Below are 20,882 nucleotides of genomic sequence, written 5' to 3' on the forward strand. Positions count from 1 at the left end.
AATGAATACCAACATTATACGCTCCCTTATCACCGGAGCGGCCATTGTAATCACAGCACTTATCCTGGGCTCAAGCTTTAAAAACAGGAATTTAAAACAAGATACAATATCCGTTACGGGTCTGGGTTCCAAAGATTTTATTTCGGACGAGATCAGCTGGAGCGGAAGTTTTGATGCCAGCGCTTTTGATGCGAAAGAAGCGTATAATATCATCTCGCAGGATAAAGAAAAAGTAAAAGCTTTTTTCTACGGCAAGGGTTTCAAACCCGGGGAATTTACTTTTGGCGGAGTCAATTTTTCCAGATCTTACCGTACCGTAACAGCAAAAGAGTCTGACGGAACAGAAAAGTCCGAAGATATTTTTGATGGCTACAAAGCCACCCAAAGTGTGATTTTCAGGGCTAAAAAAAATCCTGCTTTGATGAAGAAAATTGAAAGCGTGATCGACAAAACCGCAGAGCTCATCAATAGTGGTGTACAGTTTGAGCCTTCTGCGGCACAATATACCTATTCCGATCTTTCCTCATTGAAGCATAGCTTAATAGAAGCCGGATCAAAAGACGCCAGGCAAAGGGCTGAAAAAATTGTAAAAAGCGCAGACGGAGATTTAGGCAAATTGAAAGATGCTTCGATGGGTGTATTTCAGATTACCGCAAAAGGATCTACGGATGAAGACAGCTATGGTGGGAATTTTGACACTTCAAGTAAGGAAAAATCAGCAAGGATTACGGTAAGACTTACTTATAATCTTGATTAGATTAAACTTTTTAAATTAAAAATGAGTTATAAAGAAAAATTAAAAAATATTAAAGCTTTTGTATTTGATGTAGACGGCGTTTTCACAGACGGAAGCGTGTATCTTATGCCCGGCGGAAATATGTGCAGGGTAATGAATGTTCTGGACGGATATGCAGTCGTAAAAGCTTTAAAAAATAATTATTTAATCGGTGTGATCACAGGCGGAAACGATGAAATGGTGAAACACAGAATCAATTATCTGGGGATTGAAGATTATTACCCGAAATCTCATGATAAGATGGTTGATTTTGAAGATTTTAAATTAAAATATGATCTCACCAATGAAGAAATCCTTACCATGGGCGACGATATTCCGGATCTTCATATCATGAAAAATTCTGCCATTGCCGCCTGTCCTGAAAATGCAGTTCCCGAAATTAAAGAAATTGCCACCTATATTTCCCCGGTTAAAGGTGGGAGCGGGGCAGTGCGTGATGTCATTGAGCAGGTGATGAAAGTACAGGGAAAATGGCATGATGACAACACTCAATCCGTTTAAGTAAAATCAATGAAATTATTATTAGCATCACAATCTCCGAGGAGAAAAGAATTACTGACCAACTTGGGCTTTACCTTTGACGTTGTAAAAATTGACTGTGAAGAAATTATTCCGCAACATATAAAAGTAGAAGAAGCCGCCGGTTATCTTTCTGAACTGAAAGCTGATACATTCCGTACATTGGAAAAAGGAGAAGTTCTGCTGACCGCTGATACGGTAGTAGCGATCGACAACCAGCTTCTGGGAAAACCAAAAGATGAAAATGACGCGAGAGAAATGCTGAGATTACTTTCAGGCAAAACCCACCAGGTTTATACCGGAATTACCATCAAAACACAAGACATAACTATTACGGAAACTGACGTTGCAGATGTGGAATTCGAACATCTTAATGATAATGAAATAGAATATTACATCCAGCACTACAAACCTTTTGATAAAGCCGGAAGTTATGGAATTCAGGAGTGGCTTGGGATGGCAAAAATAAAAAAAGTAAACGGAAGCTTTTATACCATTATGGGGCTTCCTACCCATTTGGTTTACAAAATTTTGAAAGAAATATAACGAGTTTCAAAATAAAATTTTATTATTTTTACAGAATTATCAAACCGCTTTATAATAAAAAGTGGATTAGCGAGTTATATTGAAATAATGAAAAAAAATATTTTATTCCTTTTAACACTTTGTATTGTTGCATCTTGCGCTACGAAAACCAAGAAGCCGGAGCAGCGATCGAAGTTCATGAAAGGATTTTCGACATACTACAATACGTTATTTAATGCTAAAGATGCCTTAAATAACGAGTTTGAAACAAGAGATAAGGCCCATAAAGATAATTTTTATGCGCCTTATATTCCTGTTCTTACTTACGAAGACCAACCTTTGGGAAGTGATCTGGGACAATCTACCGCTTTTGCAGAAAATTCCATGAAAATGGCGGAAGTAAACCGTCCTGCACAGAACAACAATAAGAGGGGAGGACCTCCGGCAATGCCACCCGGAATGCCAGGAGATGCAATGTCCGGAGGAAATAATACTATGATTTCCGAAGATCCGAACCAGCCCGAACAGAAAGGAGCAACTACACTGGAAATTGCAGAGGCTAAAGCTTTAAAGGCCATCAATAAATATTCTGTCATCAAACATGGCGAAGAGCAGAACAAGCAGATTTTTGATGCTTATATGATTCTTGCACAGGCAAGAATATATAGAGGAAAATCACTGGACGCGCTGGATGCCTTAAACTATGTGTTCACACATATGAAGGACGATAAAAGAATTCCTCTGGCAAGAATTTATCAGGGTCTGGCATACGATCAGATTAAAAACTATCATAAAGCCCATGAAACTTTTGCTAAATTAAAAAGTGAAAAAATCAGTAAGCAATATGAAAAATTATTAAGCATCTATTATTCCGAGTCCCTTCTGGATGCCGGAAAAAAAGAGGAAGCGGTGAAAGAACTTGATAATGCTTTTGAACTCAACAGCAACAGAAAGCTTAAAAGCAGAATTGCCTACCTGAGAGGACAGGTGCTGGAGAATCTCAATCAGAATGAAAAGGCGAGAGAAAGCTTTATGGCAGCTTACAAATATGCCAACGATTTTGAGTTTGAAGTAAAATCGCAGATCGAAATTGCCAAAACTTTTAACGGCAACGGAGATTACAGCGGTGCCAGAAAATACCTGGAAGATATCAGTAAAAAAGGAACTTACGGTTCCAGAAAGAATGAGTTTTATTACGCTTTAGGATTAATGGCCAACAAAGCCGGAAAGAAAGAAGAAGCTCAGGAATATTTCAGAAAGTCATTGAAAGAAAAGGTTTCCGACGGGCAGATCCGGGGTCTGGCTTATTATGAAATAGGGAAGGGGTATCTTGATAAAAACGACTATATCGGAGCCGGTGCTTATTATGATTCAGCGTTAGCGGTAATGACGTACGAGCCTTCGAAAGTTCTTTTAGCCGATCAGTCTGTCTACATTAAGAAAATCTCAAGAAATTATTACCTGATCAAGAAAAACGACAGTATTCTGAATCTGGCAAAAATGTCTACGGAACAGAAAACTGATTTTTTCACGAAATATATTGCTAAAATTAAAGCCAAAGAAGAGAAAGAAGAGCTTGAAAAAAGACGTGCGGAAAGAAACAAAGGTTTTGATACAGGAGATTATAGCTCGACTTCTATTTTTGCCAACAGTTCAAATTCTTTCGAAGACTTTGGCGTAACAGCAAAAGGATTTTATTTCAGCAATACAGGTACGGTTTCCAAAGGGACACAAACCTTTAAACAAACCTGGGGAGACAGAGCACTTATTGATAACTGGAGGTTTTCCAAGAAAATGGCTACGATCGAGGATATGAAGAATGATGCGTTGGGAACAACCGCTGCGCCAAACCCGAGACGTTTTGAGCCGACTTTCTACATCGAGCAGATTCCTACCGATGCCGGGAAGCTTGGCCAGCTGAAAAAAGACAGAGATACCGCTTCGTTAGGACTTGGAATCATGTATCAGAATTACTTTACCAATACCCCTTTAGCCACCAAAACCCTGTATGATCTGGTAGATGTGAAACCCGAAGAAAAAGTAATGCTTCAGTCTTTGTATGAGATTTTTGCGATGAATCATGAGAAGAATCCGCAGGCTGCAGAACGTGCAAAACAAATCCTTTTAAAAGATTATCCTTATACTTCCTACGCAGAATTTGCAAGAAATCCAAAGAACAGTACTTTCGTAAAATCTTCAGCAGATGTTGAAAATCAGTATAAACAGGCCTTTTCTTTATATGAATCTGAAAAGTTTGCTGAAAGTAAAGATCTGATTGATAAAACTATTCAGCAATATCCGAAGGATGCACTGGTTCCGAAACTCTATTTGCTGAATGCATTTAATTCCGGAAAGGCGAGTGGGAAAGAGGTGATGATCCTTCAGCTTGAACAGATTGTTTTAAATTATGGCAAAACTCCGGAAGGTGAAAAAGCCAAAGAAATGCTCAACTATCTGAAATCTGATATCTCTTTTCAGCCAACGGATAATAAAGGAAATGTGATGGTTCAAAACAACGTGAATAACGTGAACAATCCTCCTCAGCAACCCTCTTCACAGCCCCTCAACAATAATGGTGTTCCTCAAAAACCCGGTAGCGGACAGATGATGAATCCGCAACAGGGACAGACGCAGAGATTAAATAACAACAGGCCACAAAGAAAACCGAATCCTAATCAGCAGTTACAAGTGGAATCAATTCCTACGAAACCACAATAAATAATAAAAGCGAAGAGTAATTTCTTCGCTTTTATTATTTTATTTTAAACCTGATCAGATTGAGTCTGAAGATTTCTTTTTCTTTACACCATGAAAATCTTTAAGATAAAAAGGCTCAAAATAGGCAATATCTTCAAATTCTTTTTTATTAATTTTTTCTAACGTTTTCTTTATCAGGAATTGAGCAGAAGGGTAAACCTCTTCATTAAAATCGACATTTGGCAACTGTAAAACCTCTTTTGCTTTTTTGGCTCCGTCGCCTACAAAAATTACTTTTTTATCTTTCAGTTCTTCAAATGAAGTTTCATCTAAAATTTTTGCTTCCGTTTCAGATAGTTCCTTACCTGTTGTGCCATCATACATGGCCGTATAAACCTCCATCCGTCTTGCATCGACTAACGGAACAATAATATCATAGTTTTTGCCTAAAAAAGGCTCTATCATGCTTTCCAGAGAATTCACAGCAAGCAACGGAATTTTTAATCCGTAACAGAATCCTTTTGCAGACGAGGCACCAATCCTTAATCCAGTGTAAGATCCTGGACCTTTTCCCAAAGAAACCGCTTCAATATCCTTTAAAGAAATCCCGGCTCCTTCCAGAGCCCATTCCACAAATGTGTGAAGACTTTCGGATTGTTTATAGTTTTCTGAAACTTCTTCGGTGAGACACAGTAGTTTTTCATTATCTGAAATCGCTACTGAGCAGTTTTTTGAAGAGGTTTCGAGGTATAATATTTTCATTTTAAATGTAACAATTATCAGTATAGAATGTCCCGATATTATTTAAATTCTTAAAATATCCGGTACAAATTTAACCATTATTTTGATACTACTTTCTGTAGATTGTTCTCGGTTCGGCCTGAGCGGAAGGGTAGATGGTCATATCGGAAATACAGACATGTTTGGGTGCATTGATACAATAAGCAATAGAATCTGCAATATCTTCGGCTCTCAGAGGTTCGTATCCGGCATAGACTGTCGCCGCCTTTTCGCTATCTCCTTTGAATCTTACCATTGAAAAATCGGTTTCTACGGCACCCGGCTGAATATTGGTCACTTTGATCCCAAATTCTGTCAGCTCTATTCTCATTCCTTCGGAAATCACATCAACTGCTTTTTTTGTAGCACAGTAGACCACGCCGTTGGCATAGGTTTGCCTAGCAGCAACAGAACTGATATTCACAATGTGCCCCGAATTTCTTTCCTTCATTACGGGAATAATCATTTTTGAAACATATAAAAGTCCTTTTACATTTCCATCGATCATAGAATCCCAGTCGTCAGTTTTTCCCGCAGAAAGCGGATCCAAACCATGTGCATTTCCGGCATTGTTAATCAGAACATCAATATTTTTCCATTCTTCGGGAAGTGAATTAATGGCAGTTTCCACTTCCTCCAGATTTCTAACGTCAAAATTTAAACTAAATATTTCGGTGAATTGAGAAAGTTCTAATTTCAACCTTTCCAATACTTCTGATCTTCTGCCACATATAATGATTCTGTTTCCTTGTTTTGCCAGAAGTTCTGCTGTGGATTTTCCTATTCCGGATGTTGCTCCGGTGATTAATATTGTCTTCATAAAAAATTGAAAATTTTTAAATATACCAATGTAACAGTGTATCAGTGTAACAGTCTGGCAATAAGTATATTCATTAATTGGTAAACTGCTAAACTGATACATTACATTAATTTAATTAGCGTCGAATGCTTTAAATGCATCAGCAATATGTTCAATAATTAAATTTCCTTTTTCATCAGGAAGAACGGAAATGATATCAAACCGCACTTCCTTGGTTACATTAAATTCCTGCATATAATGATCTGCTGCAGAAACCAGCAATCTAATTTTCTTTTTGTTAACAGATTCCTGTGGCAGGTTAAAAACATCAGTAGAACGGGCTTTCACCTCGCAGATGATAATGAAATCATCCTTTTCTGAAATGATATCAATTTCAGCTTTCTGAAAACGAAAGTTTCTCGCCAGAATTGTATAGCCTTTTTTCAGTAAAAATTCTGCTGCTAATTCTTCTGCCTTTTTTCCTAAATCATTGTGTTGTGCCATTGTTGGGTGGGAGGGTTTTAGCGTTTGAGAGTTGAGGGTCTCGGGGTTTAGCGTTGAAATTATATTTAAAAATATACCATAGAATATTTAATTTTCAAATTCAACCATAACCTTATCCTTAACCTCCAATCTCACATTTGCGCCAATGATCAAAGGCCGGTTATCTTTAATATGCCCATTCGGAAAGCCAAAAACTACCGGAAAATCATATTTTGAAATCCGGTCAGAAATTAATTGATAAGCAAATTCATCGAAGCTTTTATTATAGTCTTTATTCTCTTTTTCATTACCCATATTGGTCATTCCTCCGATAATTAAGCCTTTAATTTTTTTGAAAACGCCTGCAAGCTCCAGACTCATGATCATTCTGTCGAGTGCGTAAAAATTTTCCCCGATATCTTCTATGAACAATATTCTATTTTTAAACTTAAAAGAATAATCGGTTCCCAGAAGTGCATAAACCAACGCTAAATTACCTCCGACCAGCTGTCCTTCACAAGAACCTGTTTTATTTAATTGGTGCGGTTTAAGATCATATATTAAACTTTCACCATTTAATATATCAAAAATAAGATCATAGCTTTCTTCAGTAACTCCGAAACTCGACGTTTTAATCGTCTGTCCATGAATTGAAGCAAAACCTTTTTTAAGAAGAAAACTCTGAATCACCGTATTATCAGAATACCCGATATACCATTTCGGATCTTTTTTAAACTTTTTCAGATCAATACTTTCAAGAAGATGCTGACATCCGTATCCACCTCTGGAGGCCCAAATGGCAGAAATTTCGTTATCATTTAAGGCCCAGTTGATATCTTTAATTCTTTCTTTTTCTGTTCCGCCATAATTGTAGCCATTGGAAAAATTACTGTAAAGATGCTCTCCGAATACAGGTTCGTATCCTTTATTTCTGATCATCTCAATTCCTTTTTCAAGCTGAGAAGGTTCTACCGCACCGGCAGGGGAAATGATGGCTATTTTATCACCTTTATGTAATGATTTAGGGAAAATTATTTTTTTCATTTCTGTTTTTGGTATTTTACCTCGGTTTTTTCGGCTTCTTCAAGTCTTTTATCAAACTGGTTGAATTTTTTGAAACTTTGTAAAAAGATAAAGAAACTGAAAACAATAAGTATTCCGCCTACGATTCTTCTTATTTTATTGGCCAATTTCTGGGTGAGCTTATCATGAAACTGCTTGGCAAGGAAGATCTTGGCAAGATCTATAAGAAGATAAGTTCCGATCACAATTCCTATGTATAAAATAAAATTGCCGGTATTCGGATACTGATTTCTTACAGATATCACCGTTACCAGCCAGAAAAGAATGACACCAACATTCAGAAGATTAAAGAAAAATCCGTTAATGAAGGTTTTAAAATAATTCTGATTAATAAATTTTTCTTCTCCCGGGATATGCATTTTGGTCTTCGTGACCATCATTACAATTCCGTAGACAAATATCAGAATGGCGGTAATTCTGTAGAAACCGGGGTGTTTGTCGATTAAAGTTACGATATCCGCACTTGCATAATAGGCTGCCAATATGCAGAGAAGATCTGCTGAAATAACCCCGATATCAAGTGCTAATGCGTGTTTCGGGCCTCTGGAGAAGCTGGTTTCGATCAGAAGGAAAAATATCGGTCCTATAAAAACCAGACTCAGCATGAATCCTAATATGACTGCAGATAAGATAAGTTCAAACATCAAGTTATTTTTTAAATGAAAATCAGCATTTTCATTCATTTATACAAATTTAAACTTTATGATTTAATTATTCAATAACTCTGGATTTAAGAAAAGTATTAATTAAAATAAATTTTTAAGTTTATCTGCTTTACAATAAAAATCCGTCTCACTTTATCATGAGACGGATTCTATCTTTTAGCTTGAAAATTATTTATTCAACAATCTTAAAATCCAGTTGTTTCTGAATCAGATTGGCTTTCACAACCTTGATCTGTACCTGATCTCCAAGCTGATAACGTTTTCCGTGTCTCATGCCATAGACCGCGTGGGTTTTGGCGTCATAAGAATAGGAGTCATCAACAAGATCTCTCAGTTTAATTAAACCTTCCGCGCCGTTTTCAGGAATTTCAACCCAGAAACCAAACTCCGCCACTCCGGAAATCACTCCGGTGAAAGTTTCTCCCAAGTGTTTTTCCATGAATTTCACCTGCATGAATTTAATGGAATCTCTTTCCGCATCGGCAGCCAGACGTTCCATAGAGCTGCAGTGTTTTGCTTTTTCTTCAATTTCAGTTTTATTCGGTGATTTTCCTCCGTCAAGATAATGCTGCAGCAACCGGTGTGCAATAAGATCGGGATAACGGCGGATAGGAGAGGTGAAGTGGCTGTAGTACTCGAAACCAAGGCCATAATGCCCGATTGGTTCCGTAGAATACACGGCTTTACTCATACTTCGCATCGCAAGCGTTTCGATCATATTCTCTTCGCCTTTACCTTTTACATCATGCAAGAGCTTATTCAATGATTCTGCAACTTTTTTAGTATTGGCCAGATCCATTTTATATCCGAAAGTCGAGACAAAATCTCTCAGCGATTCTAACTTTGCAGGATCCGGATCATCGTGAACCCTGTAAATAAAGGTATTTTGGGTAATATCTCCTTTCTTATTTAATGAAACAAATTCAGAAACCTTTTTATTGGCCAATAACATAAATTCCTCGATCAGGTGATTGGAGTCTTTGCTTATTTTGAAATATACTCCGATCGGTTCATTGTTTTCATCAAGATTAAATCGTACTTCACTTCTGTCAAATGTGATAGCGCCCTGTCGGATACGTTCTGCCCGCATTATTTTCGCTAATTTATCCAGAACATTGATTTCTTCCTGATAATCACCTTCTTTTGTTTCGATTCTTTCCTGAGCTTCCTCGTAGGTAAATCTTCTGTCGGAATGAATAACCGTTCTTCCAAACCATTGTTTTTTGATTTTGGCATCATCATCAAGCTCAAAAACGGCTGAAAATGTAAATTTATCCTCATTGGGACGAAGTGAGCAGACATCATTACTCAAAACTTCGGGAAGCATAGGTACTACACGATCTACCAAATAAACCGATGTTGCTCTCTGATACGCTTCGTCATCCAGAATTGTTCCGGGAACCACGTAATGAGAGACATCAGCAATATGAACCCCGATTTCCCAATTTCCGTTTTCCAGTTTTCTGATGGATAAAGCATCATCAAAATCCTTAGCATCTTTCGGGTCAATAGTAAATGTGGTGATTCCACGCATATCCCAGCGTTTTGATACTTCCTCATCATTAATACTTCTATCGATTTTATCGGCCTCTCTTTCTACTTCTTCAGGGAATTGATAGGGTAGTCCGTATTCTGCAAGAATAGAATGAATTTCTGTTTCATGTTCTCCGGGAGCTCCCAAAACCTGTATAATTTCTCCTTGCGGATTTTTATCTCCGGGTCTCCATTCAGTCATTTTTACAACAACTTTATTACCGTCTTCAGCACCTCCGAATTTTCCTTTCGGAATAAAAATATCCGTATTGATGGTCTTTTTATCGCAGACTACAAACCCGAAATCCTTGTGAGGAACCACCTGTAGAGTACCCACAAATTCTGTTCTCGTTCTTTCCAAAACTTCCAGAACGGAACCTTCCAGTTTTTTACCTTTGTAAGTGTAAGTAACGATTAAAACTTTATCACCCTGCAATGCATCTTTCACATTTTTAGAATGGATAAAAATATCATCTTCCAGGCCTTCTACTTTTACGTAGGCATTTCCGGACTGGTTAAAATCTATGGTTCCTGTTAAAGTTCCTTTGATATTAAGATTGACGATATACTTTCCTTTTTCAGTTTCTTTAATTCTCTCAGCAGCCTGCAACTTGTGCAAAGCCTGAATGACAAGCTCTCTCTGTCTGGGATTTTTATAATCTATTCCATCCGAAATTTGTTTATAATTGTATATTTTCGTGGAATTTTCATTCATAAAACGCAAGATCAGTCTGCCGATTTCCTGTAGTTTATGATCATTTTTCTGACTTATATATTTTCTTTTTTTTGGCATTTTTTAAATTTTAATTTTTTTTAGTTTGAACCTAATTTGACCATTTGTGGTAATATTACATAGAATAGCACACAGAATCACGCTTTCATTAGTCATCATTAATAAAATGTGATATGTAGTTTTGCAAGGTTCATTTATTACGACTTCAGCAATTTTCTTTCCAAGTATTTCAATAAAGAGAAGTTTAGTTCTGCATAAATTTAATACAAAAATGGAAAAGTGATGGGAAAACCTTTTATTAAATATTTTTAATTAATAATATAGGCTTTTTTGGAAATGACAGCATGACAATGTCTGCCGGACTGTGCAAATATACAAAATAAAAAATAAATAAGGCTTGTAATTTGATTTACAAGCCTTTATAATTTAGCAGTATGCTATTTTATCAACTCTTTTTTGGTGTCTGCCACCTTCAAAATCTGTAGAGAGGAATTTATCTACTATTTCAATGGTCAGCTCTTTGGAAATGAATCTTGCCGGTATTGATATCATATTGGCATCATTATGCTGTCTTGCCAAGGAAGCAATCTCCGGCATCCAGCACAGTGCGCAACGAATCTTCTGATGCTTGTTGGCTGTAATCTGAACACCATTTCCGCTTCCACAAAATAAAATTCCCAATTCATTTTCTCCCTTCTCTACTGAAGTAGCTGCCGGATGTACAAAGTCCGGATAATCCACACTGTCTGTGGAGAACGTTCCAAAATCCTGAACGTCAAAGTTTTCCGACAAATAGTTCTTAACAATCTCTTTATACTCGAAACCTGCATGATCAGCAGCAATAGCAATTTTTCTTTTCATAACTGTTTAATTAGTCTTTTCCAGATTTATTTCAACACAAAGGTAAGAATAATAACAATGCTTGTTAGTCTTTCGGGAGTAAATTGTGAATTGCATTGTGAATAACTGTGGATAACTCCGGTAAAATAAATGTTTCGTAACATTAGAAAAATTTGTAATGAAAACTTCGTCCAAAAAAAATGTTAAAATTTTCAAAAAACTTCTTTGCACGAATTCTTGGGGTTTTCAAGAAATCACTTACTAATAAAGAGAATTGGGGAAAAGTTATCAATAATTGTTAGTAACGAAGTGAAAAATCAGATTCACAGCAGATTATAAAGTAAATAAAATGTTAGTTGAATATAAAATTAAGTGTTATGAAAATTTTAACAAAAACTTATCCCCTAAATTCACAACACTCAACAACAATGACATATTCTTTTTTTTTAATAAAGAAAAAATTGTTGATAGATGATTGTTGGGTTTTGCGGGAAACTTTTCTGAAAACTTTTATCGGGTTGCGACAATTCAAAAATTTTAAAATCTTACATTTGTGAAAAGAAAATCCAACGATATTAATGGAGCAGGTTAGCGGCGGGATTATTAAAATCCTGTATTAATAACCGGCTGCCAATGACCCCGAAGAAATAATATAAATGTACATATGAAAACAATTAACGATTTTAATTTTAACGGTAAGAAGGCTCTTGTAAGAGTTGATTTCAACGTTCCTCAGGATGATCAGCTTAAAGTTACAGATAATACCAGAATTGTAGCGGTAAAACCTACAGTAGATAAAATTCTTCAGGATGGTGGGGCTGTAATACTCATGGCACATCTGGGAAGACCTAAGGGTGATGTAAAGGATGAATTTTCTCTTAAGCATATTCTTGACGAGGTTTCAAATGTCTTGGGACATCAGGTGAAATTTGTTGAGGAATGTATAGGGGAGAAAGCAGAGCAAGCTGCTTCTGATCTTAAACCCGGAGAAATCCTTTTACTGGAAAATCTACGTTTTCATAATGAAGAAGAAAAAGGTGATGAAGCTTTTGCGGAAAAGCTATCCAAATTAGGTGACGCTTATGTAAATGATGCCTTCGGAACAGCACACAGAGCGCATGCTTCCACTGCTGTAATTGCTAAGTTCTTCCCTTCAACTAAATTTTTCGGTTTATTGATGGCTAATGAACTTAAAGCGATTGATAAAGTATTAAAATCTGGTGAACGTCCTGTTACAGCGATACTTGGAGGCTCTAAAGTTTCAACCAAAATTACGATTATTGAAAATATTCTTCCTGCAGTAGATAATCTGATCATTGGGGGCGGTATGGCTTTTACATTCATTAAAGCGCTTGGCGGTAAAATCGGTACTTCATTGGTAGAAGAAGATAAATTACCTTTAGCGTTGGAAATTTTAGGAAAGGCCAAAGAACACAATGTAAAAGTATATCTTCCTTCTGATACCATTATTGCCGAGAGTTTCAGTAATGATGCGGAAAGAAAAGAATCGGATATTTATGATATCCCTGAAGGCTGGATGGGAATGGATGCTGGTCCGAAATCAAGAGATCAGTTCAATGATGTTCTGCTAAATTCAAGAACGATTCTTTGGAACGGGCCGATAGGAGTTTTTGAAATGTCAAATTTTGCTGCGGGAACTGTAGCTCTTGGTGACAGTATTGCTGAAGCTACAAAACTTGGAGCGTTCTCACTAGTTGGGGGAGGGGATAGTGTAGCTTTTGTGAAACAATTCGGTTATGCTGAAAAAGTAAGTTATGTTTCTACCGGTGGAGGAGCGATGCTGGAAAGTCTGGAAGGTTTAGAGCTTCCTGGTGTAGCTGCAATCAATAATTAATAAATGAGAACTATAAAAGAGGCTGTCCAGAAATAGGACGGCCTCTTAATTTTAATATTCTACTACAAGGAAGGTTTTAACACCTAAAGTTTGGCTCCAGGCACCAATATTTTGTACCTCAATATGAATTTTATCATTGTTAGCCACAAAATAACCTCTGTTGTCATTTAATTCTAGTTTATTGGAAGTATTTAAAATTCCTGAAGCTATTTCGACAGATTTATCTGTGTTATAAACTTTTACGTTATAGCTTAAGCCGCCAAATCCACTTTGCCATGCCTTATCGAAGATAATTTTTACGGAATGAATTGGAACATTAGTAAGATTAAAAGTCACAAGGTGTTTATATTCATCATTGTTTTGCCCTAAATCAGCATAAATTCTATCTTGAACCATACCGGTTATTTCAGTACCATCATTTCTATATCCTTTGCTAATAATTTTTTTACTGATCTTATACACATCATTATTTAAGAAGAACGTATCTCTTCCAAAAGGCCTGTAATAAGAATTTAAGCCACAATTTTCGAAAATATATATCGGATATCCACCAGTATTAACTACTTCATTACATAGGCCGTTATCAATAAGATTTAAGTCTGGACAAGTGTTTATGAATTTAATCTTAGTGGGATTTAGGTAGCTATTTGCATTATTAATTTCATGCTTAAACTTGAAATTTTCATAATTACTGCAATTATCAAAAATAAAACTACCTTTTCCTTTTAAATCTACCGTATATGTTGAAGAATTTAGATTAAAACCACCCATCCCACAATTATCGAATTTGGCAGAGAAATCAACGTCAGGATTTTCAATTTTAATTAGTTTTGTATCTCCTCTAAGCTCAAATCTAACACCGTACATTTGCAAATTCGGACTATTTGATGAACCAAAAAGATTCGGATTAGCTCCACTATTTACTTTAAATATTACAGTATTTGGATTATCATTACCAATAATTGATCCTTGAAAATAGGATATTGTTGTTCCTGCATAGAAGTCAAAAACAGTTCCTTTTACACTTTCAATTTCAGTGGAGTAAAATCTCCAGTTCACTGCTTGAGGATTATTAAGTTTAAAAAAAACAGCTTCTGAATCACCTTCAAGAATTTTACAATTTCTAAAAGTTACCTCCGACATCATTTTATTTCCTGACACATCAAGAATTGTTTTGAAGTCTAAAAAAACGCAGTCAGAAAATATAATCGATTGAGCGCGTCCAGTTTCTTCTACTTCTGCATTCATAAATTTACCTTTGCAGTTCGAAATAAAGGATATATTACTGAAGGTTGTATATCCAAATATGTCCTCATTATTAAATAGAAATTTTTCTGAATTAGGTTTGAATGAAATAACGGTATTTTGATGTCCTTCGCCTTCAAAAACAAATTGCGCTGCCAAAACATTAGATGAAGAATCGATAATAGTATCATCTACTGTAAATCTACCTGTTGGAATTTTTATTTTTAATGGCTCTCTATAACCTTCTTGAATGAGAGATAAATTATACGCAAGTTTTATTACATACTTTAGTAGGCTTGTTATATTAAGTCCATATTCGTTACTACGATCAATAAAATTATTTAAGTTAATTACATTATCATGAAATACTGCTCTATAATAATACCCATTATTTTTGATGTAAATGTTATAAGCATTTGCTATTAGATTGTCATCAATAAGTGTCCCATTGTGATCGTGAGTTACTCTTTCATAATTTAATGTTTCTTTGGATTTTGGATTGTACGTTACTAAAACTTCCGGTGTTGCTGTTAATGTTTGATAAATTGTTTCCATAATATTTTTAATTTTTATCTGGGTCAAAAATATAATGGCAGTGCGACAAAACTTGACGTATAAAAATAAACATTAAAAAACTCATCAATTTTGATGAGTTTTTTAAATTTTTAAGATCAAAGAGTAAAAATCGGCCTTCAGAAATAGGCTAAATTTCTATTTTCTATTTTTTTTCGATAATATATATCAAACTTGAAAATTCGTTAGAAAAAAGTGCTTTTACGTTCGAAATTGTTCCAAAGATGATAGCTTTTAGCCAAAATAGACCGGATTTTTTGTATTTTTCGCTCAACATAGAGATATAATATGAATCCAGAACCAAAGGTTTGATTTTTCTTAATTTCCAGTTTGGTTTTTTGGCGATGAGATTTTCCATTCCTTTTTTTGTGAAATGATAGATATGTCTTGGTATGTCATAAGCTGCCCAATATTCTTTATAATGTAGGGCATCATAAGAAGTGGGGTTGGGAACGGCAATAATCAATAATCCATTGTCTTTTAATTTTTTATTGAAAATTTCAAGCATCTCGTCCTGATTTTCAATATGCTCAAATACATGCCATAAGGTAATTGCATCTAAGCTATGATCTTCAATAGAATGAATATTATCTAAAATACTAGCTTTAGAAGTTTTAGACTTCGCTGCTTTTCTTGCATCATCGTCCGGCTCAAATCCGAAGGTTTCAAAATCATTTTCTATATACTTCACAAATTCTCCTGCACCACAACCATAATCCAAAACTCTTGAATTCTTAGCAATCCTGTCGAGAAGAATTGTTTTCTTATACTGAAGATTGAATGATTGTAGAAATTTATATAATTTTTCTTTTAAGCTTCCTGAATCCTGATGATGGGAAATATAGTCTTCACTTTCATAATATCTGGAAATATTTTCCGGAATAGGGGAGGTTTTAAAAACTCCTTGTGTTTCGGTTTCTTTAATTTCAAATATTTCCTGTGTGAGAAAATGATCTTTAATTTTCATTGTATTCGGTTTCTATAATAAATAAAATTAAGATATTCATTGCTTATAATACGTTAATAAATACCTTAATTTTCGCTTTAAATTTAATTATGTTTCACGTGAAACATTTATTATTTAACGGCCTAAATAGACCAGTAAAACATTAATATCGGCAGGTGAAACACCGCTTATTCTTCCTGCCTGAGCAATTGTTTTTGGCTTTACATTTGACATCTTTTGTTTTGCTTCTGCAGAAAGGCTTGATATTTTGGTGTAATCAAAATCTTCAGGGATTTTTATATTTTCCAACCTATTAAGTTTAGCTACATTTTCTTTTTCTTTTTCAATATAGCCTCTGTATTTAATATTTACTTCCGCCTGCTCTCTTACTTCTTCGTCATAACCAGAAGAGACTTCATTGATAAAATCAATTTCATCCAGCTTTTCCAATGTCATGTTAGGCCTTGTCAGAATCTGAGCTGCTCTGTAAGCCTGATCAACAGGACTGCTTTCAATGGATTCTAATATAGGATTTATTACTCCCGGTTTTAAAGAAGTTTCCCGAAGGAAGCTTTCAAGTTCCTCACTCTTAGATACTTTCTCTTGAACTCTTTTTAATCTTTCTTCTTTTGCTAATCCTAAGTCAAATGCCTTTTTTGTTAATCTGATATCTGCATTATCCTGTCTTAACAGGAGTCTGTATTCAGCTCTGGAAGTGAACATTCTGTAAGGTTCTTCAGTACCTTTTGTAATCAGATCATCAATCAATACCCCAATGTAGGCTTCATCTCTGTTAAGGATAAATTCATCCTTTTCGTGTACTTTATTATGAGCATTAATACCTGCAATAAGACCTTGTCCCGCTGCTTCCTCATAGCCTGTTGTCCCATTAATCTGTCCGGCAAAGTATAAATTATCGATTATTTTTGTCTCTAATGTATGCTTTAACTGAGTAGGAGGGAAGTAGTCATATTCAATGGCATAGCCAGGACGGAAAACCTTTACATTTTCAAATCCGGGAATATGTTTCATCGCTTTGATCTGAACATCTTCCGGAAGGGAAGAGCTGAATCCATTTACATAGATTTCTACTGTTTTCCATCCTTCAGGTTCTACAAATAACTGGTGTCTGTTTCTTTCTGCAAAACGGTTGATTTTATCTTCAATACTTGGACAATATCTTGGTCCTAAGCTTTGAATGGTACCGTTGAACATAGGGCTTCTGTCGAATCCTTCACGTAAAATATCATGTACTGTTTCGTTCGTATAAACGATATGACAGCTTAATTGTTTGGTTAATTTAGGTGTATCTAAATAACTGAATTTCTGTGGATTTTCATCTCCTTTTTGTTCTTCCATTTTAGAATAATCGAGACTCCTTCCATCTACTCTCGGTGGAGTACCAGTTTTCATTCTTCCAGCTTCAAAACCAAGTGAAACCAGTTGCTCTGTGATTCCAAAAGCTCGTGGTTCGCCCATTCTTCCTCCTCCGAGCTGTTTGTCTCCTACGTGAATTAATCCGTTTAGAAATGTTCCGTTAGTAAGAACGACAGAACGGCTTTTTATCTCTATTCCTAATGAGGTAACAACACCTGTTACTTTATTATTTTCTACAATAAGCTGTTTTACCATATCCTGAAAAAAGTCAAGATTGGGTGTATTTTCTAAAGCTAATCGCCATTCTTCTGCAAAAAGCATTCTATCGTTTTGTGTTCTTGGTGACCACATGGCAGGACCTTTTGAAAGGTTAAGCATTTTGAACTGTATGGCGGATTTGTCCGCTACAATTCCTGAATATCCTCCCATGGCATCGATCTCGCGAACTATCTGTCCTTTGGCAATACCTCCCATGGCGGGGTTGCAGCTCATTTGCCCGATAGTCTGCATATTCATTGTTACCAGCAGTGTTTTTGAACCGAGATTGGCTGCTGCTGCGGCAGCTTCACATCCTGCATGGCCTGCGCCCACTACAATAACATCATATATTTCTGAAATCATTTTTATTGCTTGTTTTAAGCTTGAAATTTTAATCTTTTATATAAATGTTTCACGTGAAACATTCTTTCAAATTACAGTCTGAAATCGCCTGTAATACGCTTATTTAGCCCCGATCGCAGCATTTGTCTGAGCTCATTTTCTTTTGAAAAAAGAAAATAGCGAGTGCGGAGAGCGGGATCAAGCTCCTGAAAAAATAATTAATAAAATAGAATTAAATTATTACACTTTTTTATTTCAGTTGCTGTATTTTGCTAAATAAAAATCTTCTTTGCTTCGCATTAATTGTTCCTCTTCTTCGGATTTATCTTTGTATCCCGAAAGATGGAGAATGCCATGTGCCAATACTCTTCTCAATTCTTCTTCATAATTTTTGGATAGAGTAGAAGCGTTGTCTGAAATGCGGTGCAAAGATACAAAAATCTCTCCGCTTATGGTTCTGCCTTTTACATAGTCGAAAGTAATGATGTCTGTGTAGTAATCATGCTGTAAATAATCCTGATTTACTTTGAGAAGATATTCGTCGTCACAGAATATATAGTTGATTTCGCCAAGCTTTTTTCCTTCTGAAAGAATAATATCTTCCAGCCAGGCTTTATAATCTGAATTAACAGTTTCGGGTAAGTTTTCGTAAAAGAATTGTATCATTGTATTAAAACCAGTGTCCTAAAATAACACTGAATATGCCTTTTTGATTATTTTTAAGTGAGTGACTGAAGTTTATTTTAATCTGTCCAAACGGTGATCTGTATCCTGCGGTAATTCCCGTGGAGCTGTAATTTAATTTGGCAGCATCTCTGAAGCTAATGTCATCTGATAAATTGGCAAAAGAAAAGTTTCCGCTTATGAAATAATTTTTATTGAATTTAAATTGAACATCATTGGAAATGAGGGCAACATTATTTGTACTTAACTGTCCGAAATAAAAGCCTGAAAAGCTTCTGAAATTTATGATGTTCTGTTCAAAAATTCCACCCAGTTTATATTGATAAAACTGAGGGAGATTTTCTCCTATCGTGATTCCTCCATAAAGATTCAGACGGTAAGAAAATTGCTTTGAGAGCGGAATATTTATTCTGATGTCTGCTCTTACCTGCACCAGTCTTTTTTCAACTTCCGATTTCATAAGATCGATTACTTTACCTTCTGCACTTATATAAATACCACGGGTAGGGAAGTCTTTGTCATTCTGAGTATCACTTTTTAGAAAAACATAGGGATTCAGAAAACGGTTAATGCGTAAATTGTTCCCATTGGCTTCAGCTTCGAAATAATCATGGCTGATACCTGCCCCAACAGCAAATTTGTCTCTCCAGATAGATTGTATATAAGCTTCATTTCGGAGCCATGTCCATTGATCTATTTCATAATTATTGATGTCTTTTAAATTAAAACGCATTCCGGAAGAATAAAGTCCAAATCCGGGTATATATCCATTATCTATAAAATAATTTAAATAATATCTGGGTTTATCACCAATGACAACATCAAGAGATAAATTAGAATTTTTAAATAAAAGGCGCTTTGCAGAATAGTTAAGGAGAAGCCCCGTTTTGAAAATTTCATCATAATGTAATCCGAATTTCAGGAAATGTCGGGCATTATCCTCAGTGACATATAATTTGAGATAATTAGCATCATTTTCTGATACAATATCGTAATTAATAAATTTATAATTATTGGTAGCAACAAGCTTGTCGATCCTCTTATTAATACTTCCATAAGTCTGCATAGAAGGAAGGCGTAGACCCATCTTTCCGAGAACGTAGTTTTTACCGTAAATTCTGCCTCCTTCTATCGAAAGGCTGTCTATCTTATAGACATTTGAATATATTGGATTTATACGCTGTCTGAGACGGTCGAATGGTCGTTTGGGAAGCTCATCCAATATCTGTGAATATTTAAGACCTTCTGCATACCCGCTGTCAAGAATTTTTTTCTTTTCATCGTAGCTTGTTGCAGTCATCCCTTTTAAATCGGGCTTTATATTAATATCGGTGTATTTATACTGTCTTCTGGTGTCTTTTTTAATCCCAAAATCAATCACCTGATTCAGGATAGAGATGATGTTTCCCAAATCTTCACGTTTAGATAGATCCTGGTTAAGGTCAACTCCGATTACAATGTCGATTCCCTTATCTTTTAATGGTTTTGAAGGATAATTGACGGTCATTGCACCATCTATATAAATACTGTCGCCAATTTTTACAGGATCCATTAATGAAGGAAAAGCTGAACTTGCCATTATAGACTGCACAAGATCTCCTTTTTCAAAAATTTCCATATTTCCACTTTCCAGATTGGTCGCTACACACATGAAAGGAATAGGCAGTTTTGAAAAGTCATTAATATTAGAAACATTTTTAAAAAGCTCTTTTAATAGATAAACGTTCTTTTGTCCTGTACTTATGGAAGAGGGGAGTGAAATTTTTCCATCTTTTAAAGGAATGGAAAGCAGATATTTGTCGACAGATTTATTAAAGAAAGTGGTTTCCTGTCTCGTAGCCTTAGGATCCATGATTAATGAATAAAAATCTGTATCCATGACGATTTTTTCGATCTCTTTACCGGAATATCCTGAAGCATACAAACCTCCTACGATGGCTCCCATGCTTGTTCCTGCGATATAATCTACCTTTACTCCTAACGAATCCAGCACTTTAAGTACACCGACATGAGAAAATCCTTTAGCTCCGCCACCGGCAAGTGATAATCCTATTTTTGGATTTTTCGGAATTACCAGATTTTTCTTTACCTGTGATTGTATCAAAAACAGATGAAATACCAATAAAAGGATCAGGAATTTTCTCATTTG

At 35.6% G+C, this 20,882-nt stretch carries 17 protein-coding genes; 5 read left to right on the top strand and 12 right to left on the bottom strand.

The genetic code is table 11. The features are described 5' to 3' along the window. Position 1 precedes the first annotated feature (1 nt). The 4 genes from ACWNCI_RS14495 to porW all read left to right on the top strand — a co-directional run bounded on the left by ACWNCI_RS14495 (position 2) and on the right by porW (position 4,558). The gene (locus ACWNCI_RS14495) at positions 2-757 is read left to right on the top strand and encodes an SIMPL domain-containing protein (RefSeq protein WP_449388838.1); all 756 of its coding nucleotides are present in this window, start codon (positions 2-4) and stop codon (positions 755-757) included. Between the two features lie 21 nt (positions 758-778). Then, the gene (locus tag ACWNCI_RS14500; protein ID WP_449388839.1) at positions 779-1,297 is read left to right on the top strand and encodes a KdsC family phosphatase; all 519 of its coding nucleotides are present in this window, start codon (positions 779-781) and stop codon (positions 1,295-1,297) included. Between the two features lie 9 nt (positions 1,298-1,306). Next, positions 1,307-1,861, top strand: coding sequence for a Maf family protein (locus ACWNCI_RS14505; protein ID WP_449388840.1), 555 nt, complete (start codon positions 1,307-1,309; stop codon positions 1,859-1,861). Between the two features lie 87 nt (positions 1,862-1,948). After that, positions 1,949-4,558 carry a type IX secretion system periplasmic lipoprotein PorW/SprE gene (gene porW, locus ACWNCI_RS14510; RefSeq protein ID WP_449388841.1) on the top strand — a complete coding sequence of 870 codons (2,610 nt, stop codon included), beginning with the start codon at positions 1,949-1,951 and terminating at the stop codon, positions 4,556-4,558. Between the two features lie 54 nt (positions 4,559-4,612). Here porW and tsaB read toward each other — a convergent pair whose 3' ends face one another. From tsaB to rpiB, 7 genes are all read right to left on the bottom strand, one after another. Next, a complete protein-coding gene (gene tsaB, locus ACWNCI_RS14515; RefSeq protein WP_449388842.1) occupies positions 4,613-5,299 on the bottom strand; it encodes a tRNA (adenosine(37)-N6)-threonylcarbamoyltransferase complex dimerization subunit type 1 TsaB in 687 nt (228 codons plus the stop codon). Positions 5,300-5,387: 88 nt separating this feature from the next. Then, on the bottom strand, positions 5,388-6,137 hold the full coding sequence (locus ACWNCI_RS14520) for an SDR family NAD(P)-dependent oxidoreductase (protein ID WP_449388843.1): 750 nt from the start codon (positions 6,135-6,137) through the stop codon (positions 5,388-5,390). Positions 6,138-6,248: 111 nt separating this feature from the next. Further along, positions 6,249-6,620 carry a YraN family protein gene (locus ACWNCI_RS14525; protein WP_449388844.1) on the bottom strand — a complete coding sequence of 124 codons (372 nt, stop codon included), beginning with the start codon at positions 6,618-6,620 and terminating at the stop codon, positions 6,249-6,251. Between the two features lie 87 nt (positions 6,621-6,707). After that, positions 6,708-7,643, bottom strand: coding sequence for a S66 peptidase family protein (locus ACWNCI_RS14530; protein WP_449388845.1), 936 nt, complete (start codon positions 7,641-7,643; stop codon positions 6,708-6,710). Beyond that, complete coding sequence (locus tag ACWNCI_RS14535) at positions 7,640-8,326, bottom strand: LysE family translocator (protein ID WP_346983658.1); 687 nt, start codon at positions 8,324-8,326, stop codon at positions 7,640-7,642. Before ACWNCI_RS14535 ends, ACWNCI_RS14530 begins: the two co-directional genes overlap by 4 nt. A gap of 193 nt (positions 8,327-8,519) precedes the next feature. Next, on the bottom strand, positions 8,520-10,673 hold the full coding sequence (rnr, locus tag ACWNCI_RS14540) for a ribonuclease R (RefSeq protein ID WP_449388846.1): 2,154 nt from the start codon (positions 10,671-10,673) through the stop codon (positions 8,520-8,522). 366 nt (positions 10,674-11,039) lie between these two features. After that, entirely contained in the window at positions 11,040-11,474 is a 435-nt protein-coding gene (gene rpiB, locus ACWNCI_RS14545; protein ID WP_449388847.1) for a ribose 5-phosphate isomerase B, read from the bottom strand. Positions 11,475-12,117: 643 nt separating this feature from the next. On the opposite strand from rpiB, the gene ACWNCI_RS14550 reads away from it, so the two are divergent. Then, positions 12,118-13,308: a phosphoglycerate kinase gene (locus ACWNCI_RS14550; protein WP_449388848.1), complete on the top strand. Its 1,191-nt coding sequence runs from the start codon at positions 12,118-12,120 to the stop codon at positions 13,306-13,308. 51 nt (positions 13,309-13,359) lie between these two features. Here the strand turns inward: ACWNCI_RS14550 and ACWNCI_RS14555 are convergent, their stop codons facing one another. The 5 genes from ACWNCI_RS14555 to ACWNCI_RS14575 all read right to left on the bottom strand — a co-directional run bounded on the left by ACWNCI_RS14555 (position 13,360) and on the right by ACWNCI_RS14575 (position 20,879). Next, positions 13,360-15,108: a hypothetical protein gene (locus ACWNCI_RS14555; protein WP_449388849.1), complete on the bottom strand. Its 1,749-nt coding sequence runs from the start codon at positions 15,106-15,108 to the stop codon at positions 13,360-13,362. Positions 15,109-15,271: 163 nt separating this feature from the next. Continuing rightward, entirely contained in the window at positions 15,272-16,093 is an 822-nt protein-coding gene (locus ACWNCI_RS14560) for a class I SAM-dependent methyltransferase (protein ID WP_449388850.1), read from the bottom strand. Positions 16,094-16,207: 114 nt separating this feature from the next. Further along, positions 16,208-18,070 carry a tRNA uridine-5-carboxymethylaminomethyl(34) synthesis enzyme MnmG gene (gene mnmG, locus ACWNCI_RS14565; protein ID WP_449388851.1) on the bottom strand — a complete coding sequence of 621 codons (1,863 nt, stop codon included), beginning with the start codon at positions 18,068-18,070 and terminating at the stop codon, positions 16,208-16,210. A gap of 234 nt (positions 18,071-18,304) precedes the next feature. Then, positions 18,305-18,715: an rRNA maturation RNase YbeY gene (ybeY, locus tag ACWNCI_RS14570; protein WP_346983653.1), complete on the bottom strand. Its 411-nt coding sequence runs from the start codon at positions 18,713-18,715 to the stop codon at positions 18,305-18,307. 4 nt (positions 18,716-18,719) lie between these two features. Next, positions 18,720-20,879 (bottom strand): patatin-like phospholipase family protein, encoded by a 2,160-nt coding sequence (locus ACWNCI_RS14575; protein ID WP_449388852.1) that lies wholly within the window; start codon positions 20,877-20,879, stop codon positions 18,720-18,722. Between the last annotated feature and the right edge of the window lie 3 nt (positions 20,880-20,882).

This window comes from Chryseobacterium lineare (assembly GCF_977014045.1).